This window comes from Sphingobacterium spiritivorum (assembly GCF_016725325.1).
GTDB lineage: Bacteria > Bacteroidota > Bacteroidia > Sphingobacteriales > Sphingobacteriaceae > Sphingobacterium.
The window spans coordinates 115,557-136,028 of record NZ_CP068083.1 but is presented as its reverse complement, the minus strand read 5'-3'; the positions used below and the strand labels follow the sequence as shown (position 1 = coordinate 136,028).

Here is a 20,472-nt window from a genome sequence, read left to right as displayed (position 1 = left end):
TCATTCATTATACAGCAATAAAAAATGAAATACGGAAAATATGCAGTGATAACTATAATAAGCCTGTTGGGACTGACAAAAGTCAGTGCCCAGCAGAGCATACAGTTCACGCAATATATATTTAACTCAATGAGTGTCAACCCTGCTTATGCAGGATATAAAGAAGAATGGTTTGCTCAGGTAGGACTGAGAAGTCAGTGGACAGGCTGGGAAGGAGCTCCAAAGACAGGAACTGTTTCTATAGACGGGATTTTGGATGCACAATCCAAGCGTCACGGAGTCGGATTGAATGTAACCTCAGATAAACTTGGGGCACAATCAGCAACGGCAATATATGCAAATTATGCCTTCAGACTGCAGTTGGATGATGAAGATACACAACGCCTTAGTCTTGGTGTGGCGGGAGGTGTGACACAGTATAGTCTGGATGGAAATAAGCTGGATCCGAATGATTACAATGATCAGGTGATTCCTCGCGGAAAAATATCAGACTGGGCACCCGATATTCGTTTAGGTGTATATTATTATAATTCCAGATGGTATGCCGGAGTATCTGTTCAGGATCTTTTTAATGGTACAAATTCCGGATCAGACTATCGTTTTAACAGTACAACATCCGAAAACCTATACCGTACAGTGAGTGGGTATTTCATTGCAGGAGCACTCTTTGAATTAGACAGAGGTGTTCACCTGCGCCCTAGTATTCTGGTTAAAGAAGATTTTAAAGGACCTACTTCATTGGATATCAATGCTATGTTTGTATTCAATAGTAAATTCTGGGTAGGAGCAGGATATCGTACAAGAGCGAAAATCTTTAACCGGACCTATCAGGATAAGACAATAGATAAACTCAGTGCTACGAATGCCATAACAGGAATTGCTCAGTTTTATGCAACGGAAAAATTGCGTATAGGCTATTCGTATGATATGATGATCAACCGGATGAGCGGCCTGCAAAACGGTTCACATGAGATTACGCTTGGACTCACCTTCGGACGCAAGTCAGCAAGTCAGTACTTAAGCCCTAGATTCTTCTAATTAATCAGTATTAACAGATCATAAAGAATGAAACGGAATATCATGATAAAATCAACTTACCTGAACAAACTGTTAATCGCTCTGGTCGTGTGCGCTGTCGGAATTTCTGAAGTAAAGGCACAGGAACAAATAAGTAAGAGAACAACAGCAGAAAAACTCTATTATCAATATGAGTACTATTCAGCAGCGCGTATATATGAGAAACTGGTAGACACCAAACGCCCGAAAGCAGAAGATATGGAGCGTCTGGCGACCTGTTACTTTAATATAAATGAATACAATCTTGCCCGTAACTGGTATGCAAGGGTTGCTGAAGAAGGCAAAATATCCGATCAGTCCCAGCTTAATTATGCTGATGTACTAAAAAAGCTGGGAGATTATGCGGCCGCAAAGAATCAATATAAAGCCTACGGAACAAAAACAGGAAAAGAAAGTGAAGTAGAACTTGCAATACAGGGATGCGATTCGGCAATTGTGTGGATGCAGAAACCAACTGTACATAAAATCAAAAATGAACAACAGATAAATACACGTTTTTCTGACTTCGGAACTACACCGGTCGGGCAGCAGGTACTCTATGTAGGAGAACCTATGGGATCAGATCAGGTTTCTGGACGAACCGGAAGAGCATTCCTCAGAGTATATTCTGCCACAAGAGATAAGGATGGAATAGCATTGATCTATCCGAATATGTTGCCCGATATCTTCAATAATACCCCTTATCACGTAGGCCCTGTGGCTGTAAATAAGGAGGAGAATGTGCTGTATGTAACACGTACCTATCCGGGGAAGGATACTGAACAACAAAAGTCAGGACCATACAGTTTCAAAAAACATAATCTGGAAATTAAGATTTATACAAAAAATGGGGATAGCTGGAAAGAAACGGACTTTCCTTATAACGATACCAAAAAGTATGCAGTCGGGCATGCCGCACTCAGTAAGGACGAACAGACATTATATTTCGCATCCAATATGCCAGGCGGACATGGCGGTGTAGATATCTGGTATTGTATACTGCAATCTGATGGTACATGGGGTCAACCTGTAAATGCCGGAACTGAAATCAATTCAGCAGGCGATGAAATGTTTCCTTCCGTATTTGAAGACCGGTTATACTATTCAAGCAATGGATTCCCGGGCATGGGTGGTCTCGATATATTCACTGCGACAGGTAGCCGGTCTTCATTTACAAATCGTCAGAATCTTCGCTTTCCGGTAAACTCGGCTTCAGACGATTTCAGCTATGTACTTTTAGGAGACAGCCCTGAAGCGCGCTACGGATATTTATCTTCGGATAGATTAGGAGGTCTGGGCTTGGATGATATCTATTCCTTTTCAGCTGTCAAACCCAAAATCACTATCTTACTAAAAGGTATTGCTCAGCATCGTACAACCGCAGAACCACTTGAAGATGTACAATTATCCTTGTTGAGTGATGGAGGTAAGGTGGTGTCCCGTAAACTTACTGCAGCTGCAGGTATCTTCGAGTTTCAGTTAGAACCGGGAACAGCTTACCAGTTAATGGGAGAAAAGTTGAAATTCCACGGAGACTCTGTTAATATTGCTGCATTATTTCCCCAAAAGGATACCACCATTCAGGTGACGCTACGGTTACAACCTGTCATAGAAAAAGGAACAACATTTATCCTGGAAAATATCTATTATGATCTGGATAAATATAACATCAGAGCCGATGCCAGGCCAATCCTGAACCAACTGGTTAATACTCTCCGGGATAATCCTACACTCAAAATCGAACTATCCAGTCATACGGATAGCCGTGCCACACATAAGTATAATATGAAGTTATCTCAAAATCGTGCACAGGCAGCTGTAGATTATATTATCAGCAGAGGTATTGCAAGAGATCGGATTGTCGCAAAAGGCTATGGCGAAACCAGATTGGTCAACAAATGTGCTGATGGAGTCAAATGTTCGGAAGAAGAGCATCAGGCAAACAGAAGAACTGAAATCACAGTATTAGAATATTAAGAAATATGAAGAGCATTTTCCGCGATTCCCTCTCCTTAATTAAAGACAGGGAATCGGGGAGAGGTTCTGTGTCCTGAGATTGATCAAAAATGGACCTCAATTAAAGAAACACGGTTAAATACAATAAAACAAACTGTTTTCATCGCCCGTCTGTCCTGTATCAGGAGACGGGCGATTTTTTATAGGATGATCGTTAAATAAAAAATGTTCCGCACCTCTGAATAAAAGACCGGAACATGCTTATTTCTGTATATTTTTCCTCTTAAGGGATATTAAGATATTTGTGTGTCTGAAGAGAAATTTCCCATTTAGGATTTGCCATCACATAGTCAATGATCAAGGGCGTCATTTCGGCAGCTTTGGACCATTCCGGTTGAAGATACAGCTTACAGGTATCACTTACCTGTTTAGCATGTTCCTCCGCCCATTGGAAATCACTTTTGTTAAATACAATCACTTTTAATTCACCTGCATTTGCCAGCACATCGGGTCTAGGTGCTTTAAATTTTTTTGGAGAAAGACAGATCCAGTCCCAGTTTCCGCTCAACGGATAGGCACCTGAAGTCTCCAGAAAAGTCTGTATTCCGGCATTTTGTAATTGACTTGTCAGGTAATCCAGATTATAGATCAGTGGCTCTCCGCCTGTTACTACAACCGTTTTAGAGGGATGTATGTTCGCATGTTCCACAATAGTATCAGCCGCAGTCAGCGGATGTAGCTCGGCATCCCAGCTTTCTTTAACATCACACCAGTGACATCCCACATCGCATCCGCCTAAGCGTATAAAGTAAGCTGCTTTGCCGGTATGATAGCCTTCTCCCTGTATTGTATAGAATTCTTCCATCAAAGGGAGTTGCCGGCCGTTTTCTGGAACTTGTAGTGACATCTTTTGAAATTAAGACTGCAAAGGTAGGCTTTTTTTCTTAAGATCCGAGCCTGTGTTTTTTGGAGAAGTACGCTTCGTAAAATTATGACATATGATAGACAGGTAATTAACTTTTTTTAATAAAAATTTTTCTTTTTTCTTGAACATATTAATTGGCAGATTGTTATATTTAACATAGTTAGTACCCATTACTAAAACTCTACCTACAATGAAAAGCAAAGGATATTTTCCATTGTTTTTATTCCTGTTTATGATCCTTTGTCCGCTATTGCTGTGGGCTGACGGATCAAAGGATCTTTACCCCACAGGGGTGAAAGGGAATCGTGCGTACCTGATTTCACGTAGTGAGAGCGAGCAGGGAACAACGAGTTTTCCTTTTTTTACACTTGGAGCACATTATGTATATGTACAATCAGGGGAGACAATTGCGACAGCTTCAAGTGCACAGAATATAGGTGAAGGCAGGATTCGTCTGACCAGTCCTTCCGGAAAAATATATCTTTCAGGAAAAAATAATATCGGCAAGATCGTTAATACCGGCAGAGGGACACGACAGGCAGAGATGTCCGGTCCAAGAGTCGGATATGCTCCTTATGAAGTCAAAGCCACAGAAGAAGGTGTTTGGAAAATAGAGTTTATATCACCGGTAGGAGAATTTACAGAAAATTTTGGCGATCCTAATATTCCTGTCGTAGCAGCAGATGGAGACTGGTCGCAGACCTGGGATACCAGTATTGCAGCCTGGGATATTTCAGTAAGAGATGGAGATGACCACGACTGGATTTCCGGAAGGGTATATACCAATGTATTGAATCTGCATCTGAATAGCGGGCAGATGGCTAATAAACATGGTGCTTTCTTTGGTAAATATCTGGTTCTTACACATGATGGATTTGTATACAAGGTAGATGGAAACGGAAGCAATGGTATAGCTTTTACATCGTTTGTCAATAATATGGGCTTTGTGGATGATGAAGGAAAATCTCTGTACAAAAGTCTGGACTATATCCCTCAGGTGGGGTCGGGAGATGTACACGATCCGAGACAGGCTGATGTGAATGGAAGTATAACCCATAAGATATTATATACAAAGCCTGATCTCAGCATGCCTGCACAAGCTGTAGGTGCAGTTCCTGAGTTAAAGACATGGCTTATCAACAACCGGCCAGAGCCCGTGGTATCTGATATCAACCTTACAGGTTACGAAGGCACGGCGGGGCAGATGGGAGCAAAAGGAGCCCATATTCGGTTTACCAGCAGCGAGGAAGCTAAATATAAAATTGTGCTTGAAAGGAATACGGATCAGACACAGCTACTGACTGAATTTGTACATAAGGCATCCGCAGGATTAAATGAAATCTATTGGAACGGATTGGATAAGAATGGACAGTTTGCGCCTAACGGCGAAAAATATCCGTTAACCATTCGTGTCGAACATATACTGGCAGAAGTTCATTTCCCATATATGGATATGGAGATCAATCCCAATGGTATTCTGCTTGAACGATTAGATAAAGAGATGAATGAGGTGGAATCCGATGTAGTGTATTGGGATGATAGTGATATTCATGACGGACTTCCTTCCGAAAACAGCAATCCTCGGATAAATCTGCAGGGTATAAGCAGTCTGGAGAACGGACATCGCTGGGGAACATATACGAATCAGACCGTACAGCGGAATACAAATACGAACTACGGAAATTACAGTTTTGGCAATGAAAAAGCTATCGATACCTGGTCTTATGCCATGATACCTAATCAACAAGTCACTATTGCACTAACAGTCAAAACATCAGATCTCGAAATTTTATCACTAAATAGTCCTGACCGTCAGGTCCGGAAAGGAGAGGAGATCACATATACCCTCCATCTGAAAAATAACGGACCTTCAGATGCTCCGCATGTCCGTTTTAATTTTGATCTTCCGTTAGGCTTCAGCATCAATCATGTCGATATGGGGAAGGTCCTGACAACTATTACTCACGAGGAAGTAAATCAATATAGCAGCTTATTGGATCTGTCAAATCACGAAGAAAGGATAGTAACGGTGAAAGCTACTGCATTGTATGATCCCGGGTCAACTATTGCCATTCAGGCAATAGCATCTCTCGTACGTAGTGCAGATATGATAGATCCGGATGCTACATCTAAAGATATGACCATTAAAAAACCTTTAGATGCAGAGGCAGAATGTTCAGGGCAGGGTTGTAATAATATTCGTGTTCATCAGGAAGTGCTATGGACAGTAACACAAGTTTCAAATGTAAAAGTAGCCTTAATAAAAAGAGCACAGTTCATAGATGGAAATGCAGATGGCTATATGCAGGCCGGGGAAAGAATCCGCTATTATTTTGATGTTGTAAATAAGGGTGATGAGGTATTAAAGGATATCCGTGTTTACGATCCTATGATTACATCAGCAACATTAAGATTAAGCCTTAATAATCTTCAACCCGGACAAGCGGGACAAATATTTCTGGATTATGTAATAACTGTCAAAGATTATGAAGCGCGCTCAATTGTCAATTCTGCCTGGGTAGAAGCCGTTTCAGAGAGCGGTATTGCTGTAAAAGATATCTCCGGAACAACCTATGACAATGATGATCCTACAATCACAATAATTATACATAAGCAGGCTATTTATCTCAAAAAAGAAGTGATCAATACGGGCTCCAAAAGAGATGGCCTGTTCGGTGTGGGAGATCGTATGGAATATAGTTTTACCGTTTGGAATGAAACAGATACCACTATCACCGACATATCCCTGCAGGATGATATGCTTTGGGAAAAACCTCAGCTCCTTGCTGTAGAAAGTCTGGAAAGAGGACAACAGTACAAGTGGAGTGCATTCTATACCGTCAGAGATGAAGATGTAGACAGAGGTCGCATTATGAATTCGGCGACTGTAAGGGCCAACCTGATTCATACAGGCCAGGAGATTACTGATATTTCGGGAACATCATTTGATAATGATCTGCCAACGGTCACAAATGTCAGCAAAAGGCCAGTAGGAGTAGAGGATATTGTGTTATTAAAACAAAATCAATCTATTCGCTTCCATGTTCTGCAAAATGATACAGAAGGCAGTTATCCTTTGCTGCCTCATACACTGGAATTAGTTAAGGAAGCTATGCATGGAGAGGTTTCTTTAAATAGTGACGGACAGGTTGAATACAGACCTTTTGAAAACTATGTAGGTAAGGACGAATTTCTGTATACTGTGCAGGATGCAAATGAACTGAAGATGTATCCTACTGCAGTGAAAATAATTGTAAATCCGACCACACCAATTGCTGTAGATGATTATGTAATCGGAGAATACAATAAGGATGTTAAAATTTCTGTTCTTGAAAATGATAAGACAGACGGCGTAGAATTAGATATACATAGCATCCGGATCGTTAAAGAATCACAGCAAGGTACCCTGATGATTAGTCTCGGACACATCATCTACCGGGCAAAAGAAGGATATACAGGTACCGATTCATTTACCTATCAGGTGAAGGATCTCAATGGTAACTGGACAAATGAAGCCCGGGTAAACATAGAGGTGTCAGGGTTTTCAGTACCTAACGTCTTTACACCAAACGGAGACGGAGTTAATGATATATTTTATGTTTTGGGTACAGGGTATTATGACCGCATTTCATTATCTGTGTGGTCCCGAGCGGGTAAAGAAGTGTATTCCAGCAATGATTACCGTAACGACTGGAATGGTGACGGAGCAGAAGATATGACCTATTTTTATGTAGTACAGGCTTACAGAAACGGAGTTAAGCAAACGAAAAAGACAGGATATATTTTGATTACCAGAAAACCCGTAAAATAACTCTTGATTATAAAAAGTCCTCTTTTCAAAATGATAAACCGTTATATGATTGACTATACGATATTGTAATTTGTTTTCAATGCAACTCGAAAACGTTTTCGTTAAAATTATTTTTACTGAAAATAATTTTATTATACTTTAGTCTTATCAATTATAAGCACACTATTATTTTTTTTCTGAGTTTGCCATTTGTTACGCAGTATTGATTGTGGAGTTAACAGGGTTAAGTTTTACTTCCCATTTGTTACTGCATGATTCTGCTTGTAAACTCATAAGAGTATTATACACTAACTGAAAATTTATAAACACACACAACTATTAGTGCAGTAGCCTTCTCCAAAGTATTGAAGAGGTTGTAGTCTGTACCCTAAAACAAAAATTATGAAAGATTTAAAATTTATTTATTTGTTATTGGCTGTGCTTTTAACAATATCATGTAAAAATGATTTACTGGTAGACGATGAAGCTGATTCTGATATGAAATTATCACCTAAAGAGATGGCAATTACTCCCGGTTATTTACCATTGCCTAATGGTTCTTTTGAAGAAGGAACAGGCAATACTTTTACAGACTGGACTGCATTTAACGGAGCTTCCACGCTTTCAGCCACAACAGTACCCGCAGAAGTGTATGAGGGTAACCGTGCGCTAAAAGTGGTAAATACCGTCAGTAATGGGATAGATAATTCATGGAAAATACAATTTGGCTCAGCTTATCTTCCCACTGTATCTGGCAGGGATTACCGTATTCGCGTATGGGCAAAAGCAACAGCAACAGGTACCAACGGATTTCGATTCCAGATAAGGGGAGGTACTACACAATTTTTGCCACATAAGAAGATTGGGACTTCCTGGGCATTATATGAGTGGGGCTTTACAGCAACTGCAGATTCTACGATGATCTTATTTAATCTGGGAGCTGATGCAAATACCTATTATATAGATAACGTATCAGTCAGCGAGGTACCGGCTACTGTCGCATATTCTGCCATATGGGGAGAAAATGGCGAGTTGTGGGATAAATCCCGTATTCCGGATTTCACAAACGCCGGATATAAGAGTGGAAATCAGGCTATTCCTGATTATCCCCAAAGCATAAATGTCACCACTTTAGGAGCCGTTGGAGATGGTGTTACAGATAATACCGCTGTGTTCAAGACCGCTATTAAGCAGTGTGCTGAGAATGGTACCATTTATATTCCTGCCGGAAAATATGTATTAAAAGACACATTGATGATTAAGCGCAGTGGTATTAATATCAAGGGAGCCGGAGATGCGACTATACTTTATTTTACCAAAGGACTGGAAGAGCTTTATCCCCGATATAATGCTACCTCCAAACAATCCCCCTGGTCATGGGAAGGTGGTATGATCACCTTCTCAGAAAATATCAGCGGATCCGGTATTCAGTCTTTAAAAATAGAATTTCCGGACAATGCCTGGGCCGGACACAATTTTCATGAACGGGCTTACAACGCTATTGGTTATACAAAAAATGCACATGACGGATGGATCAAAAATGTAAAAATGAAAGGTTGCGACATCGGAATCTGGATCGGACCAACCTCACATCATATTACTGCAGAAGGATGGACACTGGAATCCGGTCCTGTACGCGCTGCAGGTACAAAAGGTGTAGGACATCATGGCGTGAATATTTATGGCGGATATAATTTGTTTCAGAATTTTGAAGTTAAAGGCAAGTTCCATCATGATCTGTCTGTGGAATCTGCTTCCAGCATATTCAATGTATTCAGAAATGGAAAAGGAACAGATATATGTCTGGATCATCATAATCATCAGGTACGCAATAATCTGTTTACGAATCTGAATGTAGGAACAGGCTCCCGTCTTTACACTTCAGGTGGAAATGATACCCCTGCGGGCATTAATATTAATGAGACATACTGGAATATTACAGCGATCAATAATCTTTCCTACAATAATATGGGATCCGGTTCCGGAGCGAAGTCTAAGAATAATGTCGCTGTGGGGATAAAGACAACTTCAGGTTCAGCTCTTCCCAATGTGAACAACAACTGGTATGAGACCATCAGCCCTGCATCTTTATATCCGAAAGATTTATATGTATCACAGATGAAACTGGTGAAAAATATAACGGTGAATTAAGAAGGTAATTTTTGATATGTAAATCAGGCGTGAATTCCCATATTGGAATTCACGCTTTTTATTTCAACTCCGTTAGCGCACGTCTGTGTTCTGCCCTCCTCGTTGGCGCACGCGTATCGCGTGTGTCCTCCCGACCTTTACTAAAAAACGTATCGCGTGTGCCTCTACTGTCTCTATTAATAACTTGCCGCTTGTGTATCAACTGGTATACTGGCTTTAAATCCTCATGTAATTCATTCAAGTAATACTTAAAGATATTGTCCGAAATACACGATAACGTTTTCGTGAATATAGTTTGCCGTTTCTTTTTATATAACAACCTCAAAATGTAGCTTTAAACTATATAAAAAACCAATTGTATATTAAATCACTAACTAAAAGATATACCAATTCAGTTTTTACGGGTAATAATGTTTAAGAGATCTTAAAAAAATCTGTTAAGCCAGCTTTTGATAACAGGAAATTATCTCAATTTAAGAGATTTTGCAACCGGTTGCAATATATATGTGTGTGTGGTAGATATTCCTGAATCTGGCCATATTCTGGTAAAAACAGGTAATGAAAGACCATAAGGAAGTATTAATGCGCTAAACATAGTAACCTTACCAGGTAAGTGTACTATATCTGATATTTATTTCAATAGTATCAAATAGATATTTATCATCTGATACTGGTAAATAATTAATTCCACCCAATTATGAATATGCAAAGTAAACCTAAAATCAGTGAATGTGATGACTTCTTCCTGATTAAAGCTAAACTATCGGACATGAAAATTTTTTACAAAATCAAAAAAGAACTGATGCTGCTCTGTTTAATGATAAGTATCACTCTGACTTCTACGGCACAGACAACCGTAAGGGGAATTGTCAAAGATGAGAATGGCAATGCGCTTTCCGGTGTCAGTGTAAAAATCAAAAACACGAATAACGGAACATCTTCTGATGAAAACGGAAATTATTCAATAACAGTATCCGATAAAGATGCCGTTCTTGTTTTTTCTATAATCAGTTTTTCCCCTCAGGAGATTCGTCCGAACGGGCGGACAACGCTTAATGTAACACTTACTTCAACAGAAACACAACTTGAGGATGTTGTCATCGTCGGATATGGTGTCAGAAAACGTCAGGATGTTACAGGAGCTGTGGCAAAGGCTAATCTTTCCCTGCAAAAGCAATCCCCAAACGGAAATGTCATGTCCTCCCTGAGAGGAACTGTTCCGGGGCTGACAGTAGGACAGGTAACCACAGCAGGGAGCGATCCTTCGATTATGATCCGAGGACGAAATTCTATCTCCGGTACCACATCCCCGTTAATAGTGCTGGACGGATTAATCTACAGGGGATCTATCACCTCGATCAATTCATCAGATATCGCAAGTATAGATCTTCTGAAAGATGCGAGTGCCGCTGCAGTATACGGTTCGCAGGCGTCCAATGGGGTAATATTGATTACCACTAAAAGTGGCTCAGGGACTCAGGATAAAGTTATCATAGACTATAGCGGATCTGTATCATTTCAGGAAATGACAAAAAAAGACATGCGCCCTGTGTCGGGAGCCGGATTTATCCAGAAACTTGGAGACTGGTATCTTTCAGAAAGCCGTGACCCGAATGATATGACACAGATGAATCCGAAATGGGATCCAACGACCAAACTTTCAGTCATCGAAGCCGATAACTATAAAAATGGCTATGAAGCAGACTGGTGGAAATTGCTGACAAATCCTTCTCCTAAAATCCAGAATCACAATATAGGAATCAGCGGACGGTCACAAAAAATAAACTTCTATTTGGGATACGGATATTTTGATCAGAAAAATCTGGTTAAGAACGATAATTATAACAGAAACAGTATCCGGCTCAACATGGAAGCTAAAGCACTGGACTGGCTTACTATAGGCGCGCAAACAGGATTAACCATTAATAATTATAGTGGTGTGTCGCCTTCCTTCACAGATCTGATATATTCAAGACCTTATAACCTGCCGTTTGATCCGGTTACAGGACAGCAACTCGAGTTTTATCCGAATAGTACAAGTCCGACACAATTGGAGGTCTTAAGAAGATCCCGCGATTCGGACAAAAACTTAAATCTGATTGGTAATTTTTATGTCAGCGCAGATATCCCTTATATCAAAGGGTTGAATTACAGAGTCAACCTCGGAAATAATTACATTTATGCAAACCGCTTTAATTACAATGCACCCAATGTGGAAGCTACCGCATACAAAAGGTATATGACAGATTACTTCCTGACACTGGATAATATCCTGACCTACAAAAGAGACTTCGGCAAGCATGGTATAGATGCGACTTTGCTCTATGGTGCGGAGATAAATAAACACGACGGAACGCAAACAGTAGCCGGAGGCATATTAAACGGTGCATTAGGCTATGACAGGCTGGATGTAGGAGATCCGTTAAGACTGTCTGCATCTAATGATCTGAGCATTTTACCCTGGAAAGAACAGGCTCTTTACCAGATGGCCAGACTATCTTATTCCTATAATAAGAAATATATACTTACCGGTACAGTGAGGAGAGACGGATTTTCCGGTTTTTCAGCTAAGAATAAGACAGCTGTATTTCCTTCAGTTGCATTTGCATGGCGTATGATTGATGAAAATTTTATCAAATCAGTTTCCCAGATTAACGATCTGAAACTGCGTGTTTCGTACGGAGCGACTGGGAACAGAACGGTAGGTAGGTATCAGACACTTTCGCAAATGAATGTAGGTTTGGGAAGTGGCTATCTATATGGCAGTGGTGCCGGAGCGCAGGCAGGTTCATTCTTAGGTCAGCTTCCGAATCCGGATCTCAAATGGGAAACTACTACTTCATTTAATACCGGTGTTGATTTTGCCCTGTTTAACAACCGTCTTTACGGGGCATTGGATCTGTACTTTTCAAATTCTAAAAATCTCCTCAATTCCAAAGGAACGCCTACCATTACCGGATTTTCCAGCTATCTGATTAATATAGGGAAAATCCAAAACAGAGGGCAGGAATTAAATATAAACGGAGTACCGATCGCTAAAAAAGATTTCAGATGGGAAGTCGGTGTTAATTTCTTTAGAAACAGAAATAAGGTACTGGATATAGACGGAACAAAAAAAGATCTCATAAATGGATCTGATCCTATTTTAAGTTTCTTTATAGGTCAACCCTATGGCGTAGTCTATAACTATAAAATAACGGGTATGTACCAGCTTGGTGAAGAAATCCCTGCACCGCTGGCAGCACAGGGGTTTAAATCCGGTCAGTACAAGATAGAAGATACCAACGGAGATGGTATTATTACCACTGCAGATAAGCAGATATTAGGTAAGTTAGATCCATCCTACAGCCTGAGTATATCCAACAGTTTCCGATATAAAAATGTACAGTTAAAATTCTTTATCAATAGTATACAGGGGGGTGAAAACGGTTACTTAGGTGCTCCGGGCATCATGCTGCAAAATCCGGACAATATCCGGAATAATAATGCATTTGCATTTGATTACTGGACACCTAATAATCCGGATGCTCGTTATAGAAGTATAGCGGCCTATGTACCTACTCTGGGAGAAAATTTTGGCCCGTATATATCCCGAAGTTTTATCCGGCTACAGGATCTGACATTGACCTACAGCTTGTCCGATAAACTTATCGAACGTATAAAAGTCGTGAAAGCTCTGAGCATATACGCTAATGTGCAGAATCTCTTTACGATCACCAACTGGGACGGATGGGATCCGGAAGCAAATCCTCCGGGTTCGCAACGGTCATCACTTGGTCTGCGTATGCCCGGGGGTATGGGATTGGATGCTAACGGATATCCGGTTATGAAAAATTATTCATTAGGTGTGAACATCACATTTTAAGGTCTTACAATTAAATTGTTTAGTAATGAAAAAAATTAGACTGTTAATCTTTCTTTTTGCGGGAATGGGAGTATTCTCTTGTAAAAGTGATTTTTTGGACGAAAAGCCACTGTCCATATATACACCTGATAATTCACTCCAAAATCAGGCTCAATTTCAGCTGGCTGTCAATAATCTCTATAATAATGTACGAAATATCTATATGGGTAATATGGATCTGGATACTTATTTCGGACTTTATTATGCGACAGATTTTGCATATAATGCGACAGATTATGAACCAGCCGCAAAATTAAATGCTTACAAGGCCACTATGGTACCCAGTTATTTTATTCCTCAGAATATATGGACGAGCCTTTACAGGATCATTACCAATTGCAATCTGATCATCAGCAGGATACAGAATGCCTCACAAGTACCTGAAAATGCCCGAAATAGTATTTTGGGACAAGCCTTGTTTTTCAGAGCCTATTCGTACAATATGCTGGCCAATTTATATGGTGGAGTGCCTTTGGAGCTAAATGAGCTTAGCAAACCCCGTTATGATTATGTAAGAGCTACCAGAGAACAGGTGTACACACAATGTAAAACGGATCTGGTGACGGCCGTAGGATTGCTGGGGAATATCAATCAGGTACCGGACGGAACGGTCAACAAACAGATTGCACAACATGTACTGACCGAAGTCCTTATATCCTTAAAAGATTATGACGGAGCGATAGCTAGTGCGTCAGAAGTAATCAAGTATTCCGGGGTCTCACTGATGCAAAACAGGTTCGGCCGAAGAGCAGACAAACCCGGAGATGTGTACCGGGATTTGTTTGAATACGATAATCAGAACTACAGCAAAGGCAATCGGGAAGGGTTACTGGTGATGCAGTCTACATTAAATAATGCAGCCTCTGTAGGTGATGTAACAGCCTGGGCGGTCGTTCCATCTTATCCCGGCGTACGAATCACTGAGGCGAATTCAGGAACCCGTATGCCCATCAAATCCAATGGCAGATTCGGTAGCAATGTATCCTCAAATGGTATTGGCTGGATAAGGCCAACATCCCATTTCTTATATGAAATCTGGACACCAAATGATATTCGTAATTCCGGATATAATATTGTACGGGATATCAGAATTACAGGTGTTCCCACTACTTCTCCGGATTACGGAAAATGGTATGTAAAAGATGGTTATAAGGCTAAAGTGGCACCGCAGGATTTCAGAGATACGATTCGTGGATTTTATCCGATAATCCGGAAAACCTCTCCTTCATCAGAAGATTTTGTAGCGGCAGCCGGACCGGCTATGATTACAAATGTAATGGATGCTTTTGATGGCTTTTATCTGAACGGATCACAGCGGGTATCCATGCAAAAATATATGGCGCGTCTTTCCGAAACGTATCTTTTAAGGGCAGAGGCTTATCTGGGGAAAGGAATTACCAATCTGGCGGCAGACGATATTAATGTCATCAGAAAAAGAGCAAATGCTCCGGAAGTTTCACCGGGAGATGTAAATATCGACTATATTCTGGATGAAAGACTGAGAGAACTCTATCTGGAAGAATTCAGGGCGGTTACGCTTGCTCGTCTCGGAAAGTTGTATGACAGAGACAAACTTTATAATCCAAAATCCGGTCTTAGTATAGAACAATATCACAATCTCTGGCCAATACCATCTAATGAAATTACGCAAAATACAGAAGCGAAGTTAGAACAAAATCCAGGCTATAATTAATACCGGATACATTGTCCATAGCAAAGTGTCAGCCTGTGGACAATGTATTCAAATTCTCCTGAAAAAAGTTGCTGATGACAAAGTGGAATAGGTGCAAACGGGACTTTTTTCGCAGGGTAACATGATCAGAAAGGCTGTTTATACAGCCTTTTTTTGTTGGTTGATTTTGTGTATATTTGTGATCTAGTTAACAAAGGAGCAGCAGGGGTCAAACTACATAATCGTATATGTTGTCCTGCAGGTTTCTATATTTTTTTAAACATATAATCATACTTGTAAATGATTAAAATTACATTACCTGATGGTTCCGTTAGAGAATATGAAAAAGGAACATCAGCCGCTCAAGTAGCGTTGTCCATTTCTGAAGGATTAGCCAGAAATGTATTAGCAGCCGAAGTAAATGGCGAAATCTGGGACTCTTCACGTCCGATCGAACAGGATTCCTCCCTTAAATTACTTACCTGGAATGATGACAAAGGTAAATCTACCTTCTGGCATTCTTCTGCACACTTAATGGCAGAAGCATTAGAAGCCTTGTATCCGGGAGTGAAATTTGGTATCGGTCCTGCTATTGAAACCGGGTTTTACTACGATGTGGATTTCGGAGACCGTGAATTTTCATCAGACGAGTTTAAGCAGATCGAAGATAAAATGCTGGAACTGGCAAAACGTAAAGAAGTATTCGAGCGCAGAGCCGTTTCCAAAGCAGAAGCACTGGATTACTTTACTGAAAAAGGAGATGAATACAAACTTGATCTGATCAAAGATCTGGAAGACGGAAAGATTACATTCTATTCACAGGGAGATTTTACCGATCTGTGTCGTGGTCCTCATATTCCGAATACCGGATTTATCAAAGCTATCAAGCTGACAAACGTAGCCGGTGCATACTGGCGCGGAGATGAGTCTCGTAAACAATTGACTCGTATATACGGTGTTACCTTTCCAAAGGCTTCTGAACTGACAGATTACCTGAAGTTTATCGAAGAAGCGAAGAAACGTGATCACCGTAAATTGGGTAAGGAACTTGAACTTTTTGCTTTCTCTGAGAAAGTCGGAATGGGATTGCCGTTATGGTTACCTAAAGGAGCTGCACTTCGTCAGAAGTTGATTGACTTTTTGCAACGTGCGCAACTTAAAGCTGGGTATGAGCCTGTTGTGACACCACATATCGGACACAAGCAGTTGTATGTGACTTCGGGCCACTATGAAAAGTATGGTGAAGATGCATTTCAGCCGATCAAAACTCCGGTAGAAGGGGAGGAATTCTTCCTTAAACCGATGAACTGTCCGCACCACTGTGAGATATACAAGACAAAACCACGGTCTTACAAAGACCTTCCGGTTCGTTTTGCTGAGTTCGGAACAGTATACAGATACGAGCAGTCCGGAGAATTGCATGGATTGACCCGTGTTCGTGGGTTTACTCAGGATGATGCGCATTTATTCTGCCGTCCGGATCAGGTGAAAGAAGAATTTAAAAAAGTTATTGATCTGGTACTTTATGTATTCGGGGCATTGGGCTTTGAAGATTATATCGCACAGGTATCGCTGCGTGATCCTGAAAACAGAACTAAGTATATCGGTTCGGATGAAAACTGGGCGCTGGCTGAACGTGCGATTATCGAAGCTGCTGACGAAAAAGGATTGCCTACTGTAGTAGAATACGGAGAGGCTGCATTCTATGGTCCAAAACTGGACTTTATGGTCAAAGATGCACTGGGACGTAAATGGCAGTTGGGTACTATTCAGGTCGATTACAATTTGCCTGAGCGCTTCGAGCTGGAATATACAGGTAGTGACAATGCAAAACACAGACCTGTCATGATCCACCGTGCACCATTCGGATCACTTGAACGTTTCATCGCTGTATTGATTGAACACTGTGCCGGACGTTTTCCGTTATGGCTTGCTCCAGAGCAGTTTATCGTCTTGCCAGTGTCAGAAAAATATGAAGAATATGCACAAAAACTTTTAGAATCGTTAAATAATTCCGATATTCGCGGTCTGATTGACCTTCGTGATGAGAAAGTCGGTCGTAAGATTCGTGACGCTGAAGTGAAAAAATTGCCTTATATGTTGATTGTAGGGGAAAAAGAAGCAGAAAGTGGCACAGTTTCTGTTCGTAAGCACGGGGCAGGAGACGTTGGTTCAATGACACCCGAAGAATTTAGAGAAATATTAATTAAAGAAATAACCGTTTAATTTTTAAACATTTGGCATTAAAAAGACCCAGTGGACCTCGTCCACCAATGAGAAAGAAAGAACCAGATCACCGCATTAATGAACTTATCCGTGTGCCTGAGGTACGTTTGGTAGGAGATAATGTGGAGCAGGGAGTTTTTCCTACACGCAAAGCTCTAGAATTAGCTGATGAATTGGAACTTGATTTAGTGGAGATTTCGCCAAATGCTGTTCCTCCGGTTTGTAAGATAATTGACTACAGTAAATTCATTTACGAGCAGAAGAAAAAGCAGAAAGAAATCAAAGCTAATGCAAAACAGACTGTAATCAAGGAAATCCGGTTCGGACCTAACACGAGTGAGCATGATTTTGATTTTAAACTGAAACACGCCATGCGCTTTTTAGAGAGTGGCGAGAAAGTAAGAGCTTATGTACACTTCAAAGGACGTGCAATCGTACACAAAGAAATGGGAGAGATCCTGTTGTTACGTTTTGCGCAGGCACTTGAAGACTATGGTAAAGTAGAGTTACTACCGAAACTGGAAGGTAAGAGAATGTTCCTGACCATAGCGCCAAAAGCGGCAGCAGCACCAAAAAAATAGTATAACAAGAATCTAACAGATTGATATAAAATTTATAAGTATTATGCCAAAAGTAAAAACCAATTCCAGCGCTAAGAAACGTTTCAAGTTGACTGGAACAGGTAAAATTGCAAGAAAAAACGCTTTCAAAAGCCACATCTTGACAAAAAAGAGCACAAAACGTAAACGTAACCTGACACAAACAAGTTATGTATCTGATGGCGATATGGGCAACGTAAAACGTATGCTTGCTATCGGAAAATAAGTTTTATTCGATTTTAATTAACAATAATTTTTTAACCGGGTACAGGGTCGTAAGTACATTGAAAAACATGTCGCCTTTTACCAAACTAATTTTAAAAATATGCCACGTTCGGTTAACGCAGTAGCTTCGAGAAGAAGACGTAAAAAAATCCTTAAATTAGCCAAAGGCTATTATGGATCACGTAGCAAAGTATATACTATTGCTAAAAATACAGTAGAAAAAGGTTTACAGTACGCTTACCGCGACCGTAAAACCAAAAAACGCGAGTTTAGAGCTTTATGGATACAACGTATTAACGCTGGATCCCGTCAACACGGAATTTCGTATTCTCAATTGATCGGAAAATTGAATGCTAAAAACATTGGTTTGAACCGTAAGGTTTTAGCTGACTTAGCTTTAAATAATCCAGACGCTTTCAAAGCAGTTGTAGACGCAGTTAAATAGAGTTTTAAACCGTTATCAATTTGTTAGATATTAAAAGGGACCTTCAGGTCCCTTTTCTTGTATATAAATTTTATTTATCTTGCGTCCGTTACCAATTATTATGAATACAGAAATAAATCTGCAATTTTGCCGGCAAGGATATGCTGTCCACGCCGGTCGGACAAATGGAATCAACGAATTAAGTATATTCAGTTTTTCCGGATATGAGGCTTAAAGGGTACGTAAAGGGGATTGTCTTTTCCTTTGTTGTCTTTATTTTAGGTAGTGTAACTAGTTGTAAGCGCGATGAAGAACCGCTCAAACTCCCTCTTGAGGAAAGTGAAAATCCTAATGAGCAGATTTTAAGCATACAACCTTATCGTGAAGTTATTATAAATGCCGATGTAGATGGTAATTACGAAGGCCAGCTGGATCCTGAGCGTGTATTTTCCTTGTCACAGGATAAAAGGGCATACTGTCATCCTGATGTTCAGTATTTTCCGGAAGGATTCAGAGGATACAGGTACTGGATGGTATTCACACCGTATTTCGGTGCTGTTTCGGGATTTTCCAAATATTCTGCATTTGAAAATCCGACAGTAGTAACATCCAATGACGGCATTAACTGGGATGCACCCGCAGGTGTCAAAAACCCTCTGATAAAATGCCCGTCTCCGGAGGAAAGTTTTAGCGGTAAACCGGATGATGAGGATGCGAGGGGCTATTGGTCAGATGTGGATTGGGAATTTTATAATAATAAATTTTATCTCTATTACAGATCAAGCTGGGTCTCAGCCAGAGCACTTCAATCCCGCGGTAGCAAAAGCGCAAATAATGCAGCAAAACTCAGTAAAAGCAGTCCTCAGCGTGCAGTCCTCAGACAGACATCTGATGACGGAGCCCACTGGTCTCCACTGGAAGTGTGCTATACCAGTGACGAACCTGCAACGCCGCAGAACAACTTCTTGTTGTCTCCTACAATATTGCACAGTGGTCGTGAATTTGTAAGCTATGAAGTCCTGAATAACAATATTCCGGATAAATTTCCCGGTAATAAGGCATCCTACATTCTGAGAAGAACCTCTGCAGACGGAATTGATTTCACAAATTATAAACAAGGACAATGGGTACGATTTGTGAATGAACCCTGGCTCAAATTGAGTGATCAGTATTCACCATGGCATGTACAGGCTTGTCTGTATGATGACTATTATTTTCTGATTATCAATGTCGGTAATGTCAAAAAATCAATTGGTGATGCACTTTATCTGGCCTATTCCAGAGATGGTGTGAATTTCAGGGTGTGTAAAAAGGCAATAGAAGAGCATAATGCCTACAGATCCTGTATTTTTCCTGTTTCAGCTGATAAAAATACCATATTTCTTGGGGCTATGATAGCCAATACACAGGGACACTTTAAATATACCGAATTGAAGATGCGTAAGGATAAAATGATAAATTGATAATCTCCTTTACCTTATCTCAGGAAAAAATTATTACTTTTGAGTAAATCAATTTTTAGCCATGTTGCCAATTCCAGTAAG

The 20,472-nt window shown here is 40.4% G+C and carries 12 protein-coding genes; 11 read left to right on the top strand and 1 reads right to left on the bottom strand.

Annotation, left to right across the window (positions count from 1 at the left end; all coding sequences use genetic code 11):
* Positions 1-24 precede the first annotated feature (24 nt).
* Both I6J02_RS00565 and I6J02_RS00560 read left to right on the top strand, forming a co-directional pair.
* Positions 25-1,038 carry a type IX secretion system membrane protein PorP/SprF gene (locus I6J02_RS00565; protein WP_201679916.1) on the top strand — a complete coding sequence of 338 codons (1,014 nt, stop codon included), beginning with the start codon at positions 25-27 and terminating at the stop codon, positions 1,036-1,038.
* A 27-nt stretch (positions 1,039-1,065) separates the two neighbouring features.
* Positions 1,066-3,033, top strand: a complete 1,968-nt coding sequence (locus I6J02_RS00560) for an OmpA family protein (RefSeq protein WP_201679915.1) — start codon at positions 1,066-1,068, stop codon at positions 3,031-3,033.
* 262 nt (positions 3,034-3,295) lie between these two features.
* On the opposite strand, the gene I6J02_RS00555 is transcribed toward I6J02_RS00560, so the two are convergent.
* Entirely contained in the window at positions 3,296-3,919 is a 624-nt protein-coding gene (locus I6J02_RS00555) for a 7-carboxy-7-deazaguanine synthase QueE (RefSeq protein WP_201679914.1), read from the bottom strand.
* A 208-nt stretch (positions 3,920-4,127) separates the two neighbouring features.
* On the opposite strand from I6J02_RS00555, the gene I6J02_RS00550 reads away from it, so the two are divergent.
* The 9 genes from I6J02_RS00550 (at position 4,128) to I6J02_RS00510 (ending at position 20,391) form a co-directional block, all read left to right on the top strand.
* Entirely contained in the window at positions 4,128-7,748 is a 3,621-nt protein-coding gene (locus I6J02_RS00550; RefSeq protein ID WP_201679913.1) for an Ig-like domain-containing protein, read from the top strand.
* Between the two features lie 381 nt (positions 7,749-8,129).
* On the top strand, positions 8,130-9,878 hold the full coding sequence (locus I6J02_RS00545; protein WP_201679912.1) for a glycosyl hydrolase family 28-related protein: 1,749 nt from the start codon (positions 8,130-8,132) through the stop codon (positions 9,876-9,878).
* A gap of 703 nt (positions 9,879-10,581) precedes the next feature.
* Positions 10,582-13,743 carry a SusC/RagA family TonB-linked outer membrane protein gene (locus I6J02_RS00540; RefSeq protein ID WP_201679911.1) on the top strand — a complete coding sequence of 1,054 codons (3,162 nt, stop codon included), beginning with the start codon at positions 10,582-10,584 and terminating at the stop codon, positions 13,741-13,743.
* Positions 13,744-13,768: 25 nt separating this feature from the next.
* Entirely contained in the window at positions 13,769-15,475 is a 1,707-nt protein-coding gene (locus I6J02_RS00535; protein WP_201679910.1) for a RagB/SusD family nutrient uptake outer membrane protein, read from the top strand.
* A 279-nt stretch (positions 15,476-15,754) separates the two neighbouring features.
* The gene (gene thrS, locus I6J02_RS00530; protein WP_201679909.1) at positions 15,755-17,680 is read left to right on the top strand and encodes a threonine--tRNA ligase; all 1,926 of its coding nucleotides are present in this window, start codon (positions 15,755-15,757) and stop codon (positions 17,678-17,680) included.
* Positions 17,681-17,727: 47 nt separating this feature from the next.
* Positions 17,728-18,261, top strand: coding sequence for a translation initiation factor IF-3 (gene infC, locus I6J02_RS00525; RefSeq protein WP_002993963.1), 534 nt, complete (start codon positions 17,728-17,730; stop codon positions 18,259-18,261).
* A 43-nt stretch (positions 18,262-18,304) separates the two neighbouring features.
* Complete coding sequence (gene rpmI / locus I6J02_RS00520) at positions 18,305-18,505, top strand: 50S ribosomal protein L35 (RefSeq protein ID WP_002993964.1); 201 nt, start codon at positions 18,305-18,307, stop codon at positions 18,503-18,505.
* A 99-nt stretch (positions 18,506-18,604) separates the two neighbouring features.
* Positions 18,605-18,949 (top strand): 50S ribosomal protein L20, encoded by a 345-nt coding sequence (gene rplT / locus I6J02_RS00515; protein ID WP_002993965.1) that lies wholly within the window; start codon positions 18,605-18,607, stop codon positions 18,947-18,949.
* 203 nt (positions 18,950-19,152) lie between these two features.
* Positions 19,153-20,391 carry a hypothetical protein gene (locus tag I6J02_RS00510; RefSeq protein WP_201679908.1) on the top strand — a complete coding sequence of 413 codons (1,239 nt, stop codon included), beginning with the start codon at positions 19,153-19,155 and terminating at the stop codon, positions 20,389-20,391.
* Positions 20,392-20,472 lie beyond the last annotated feature (81 nt).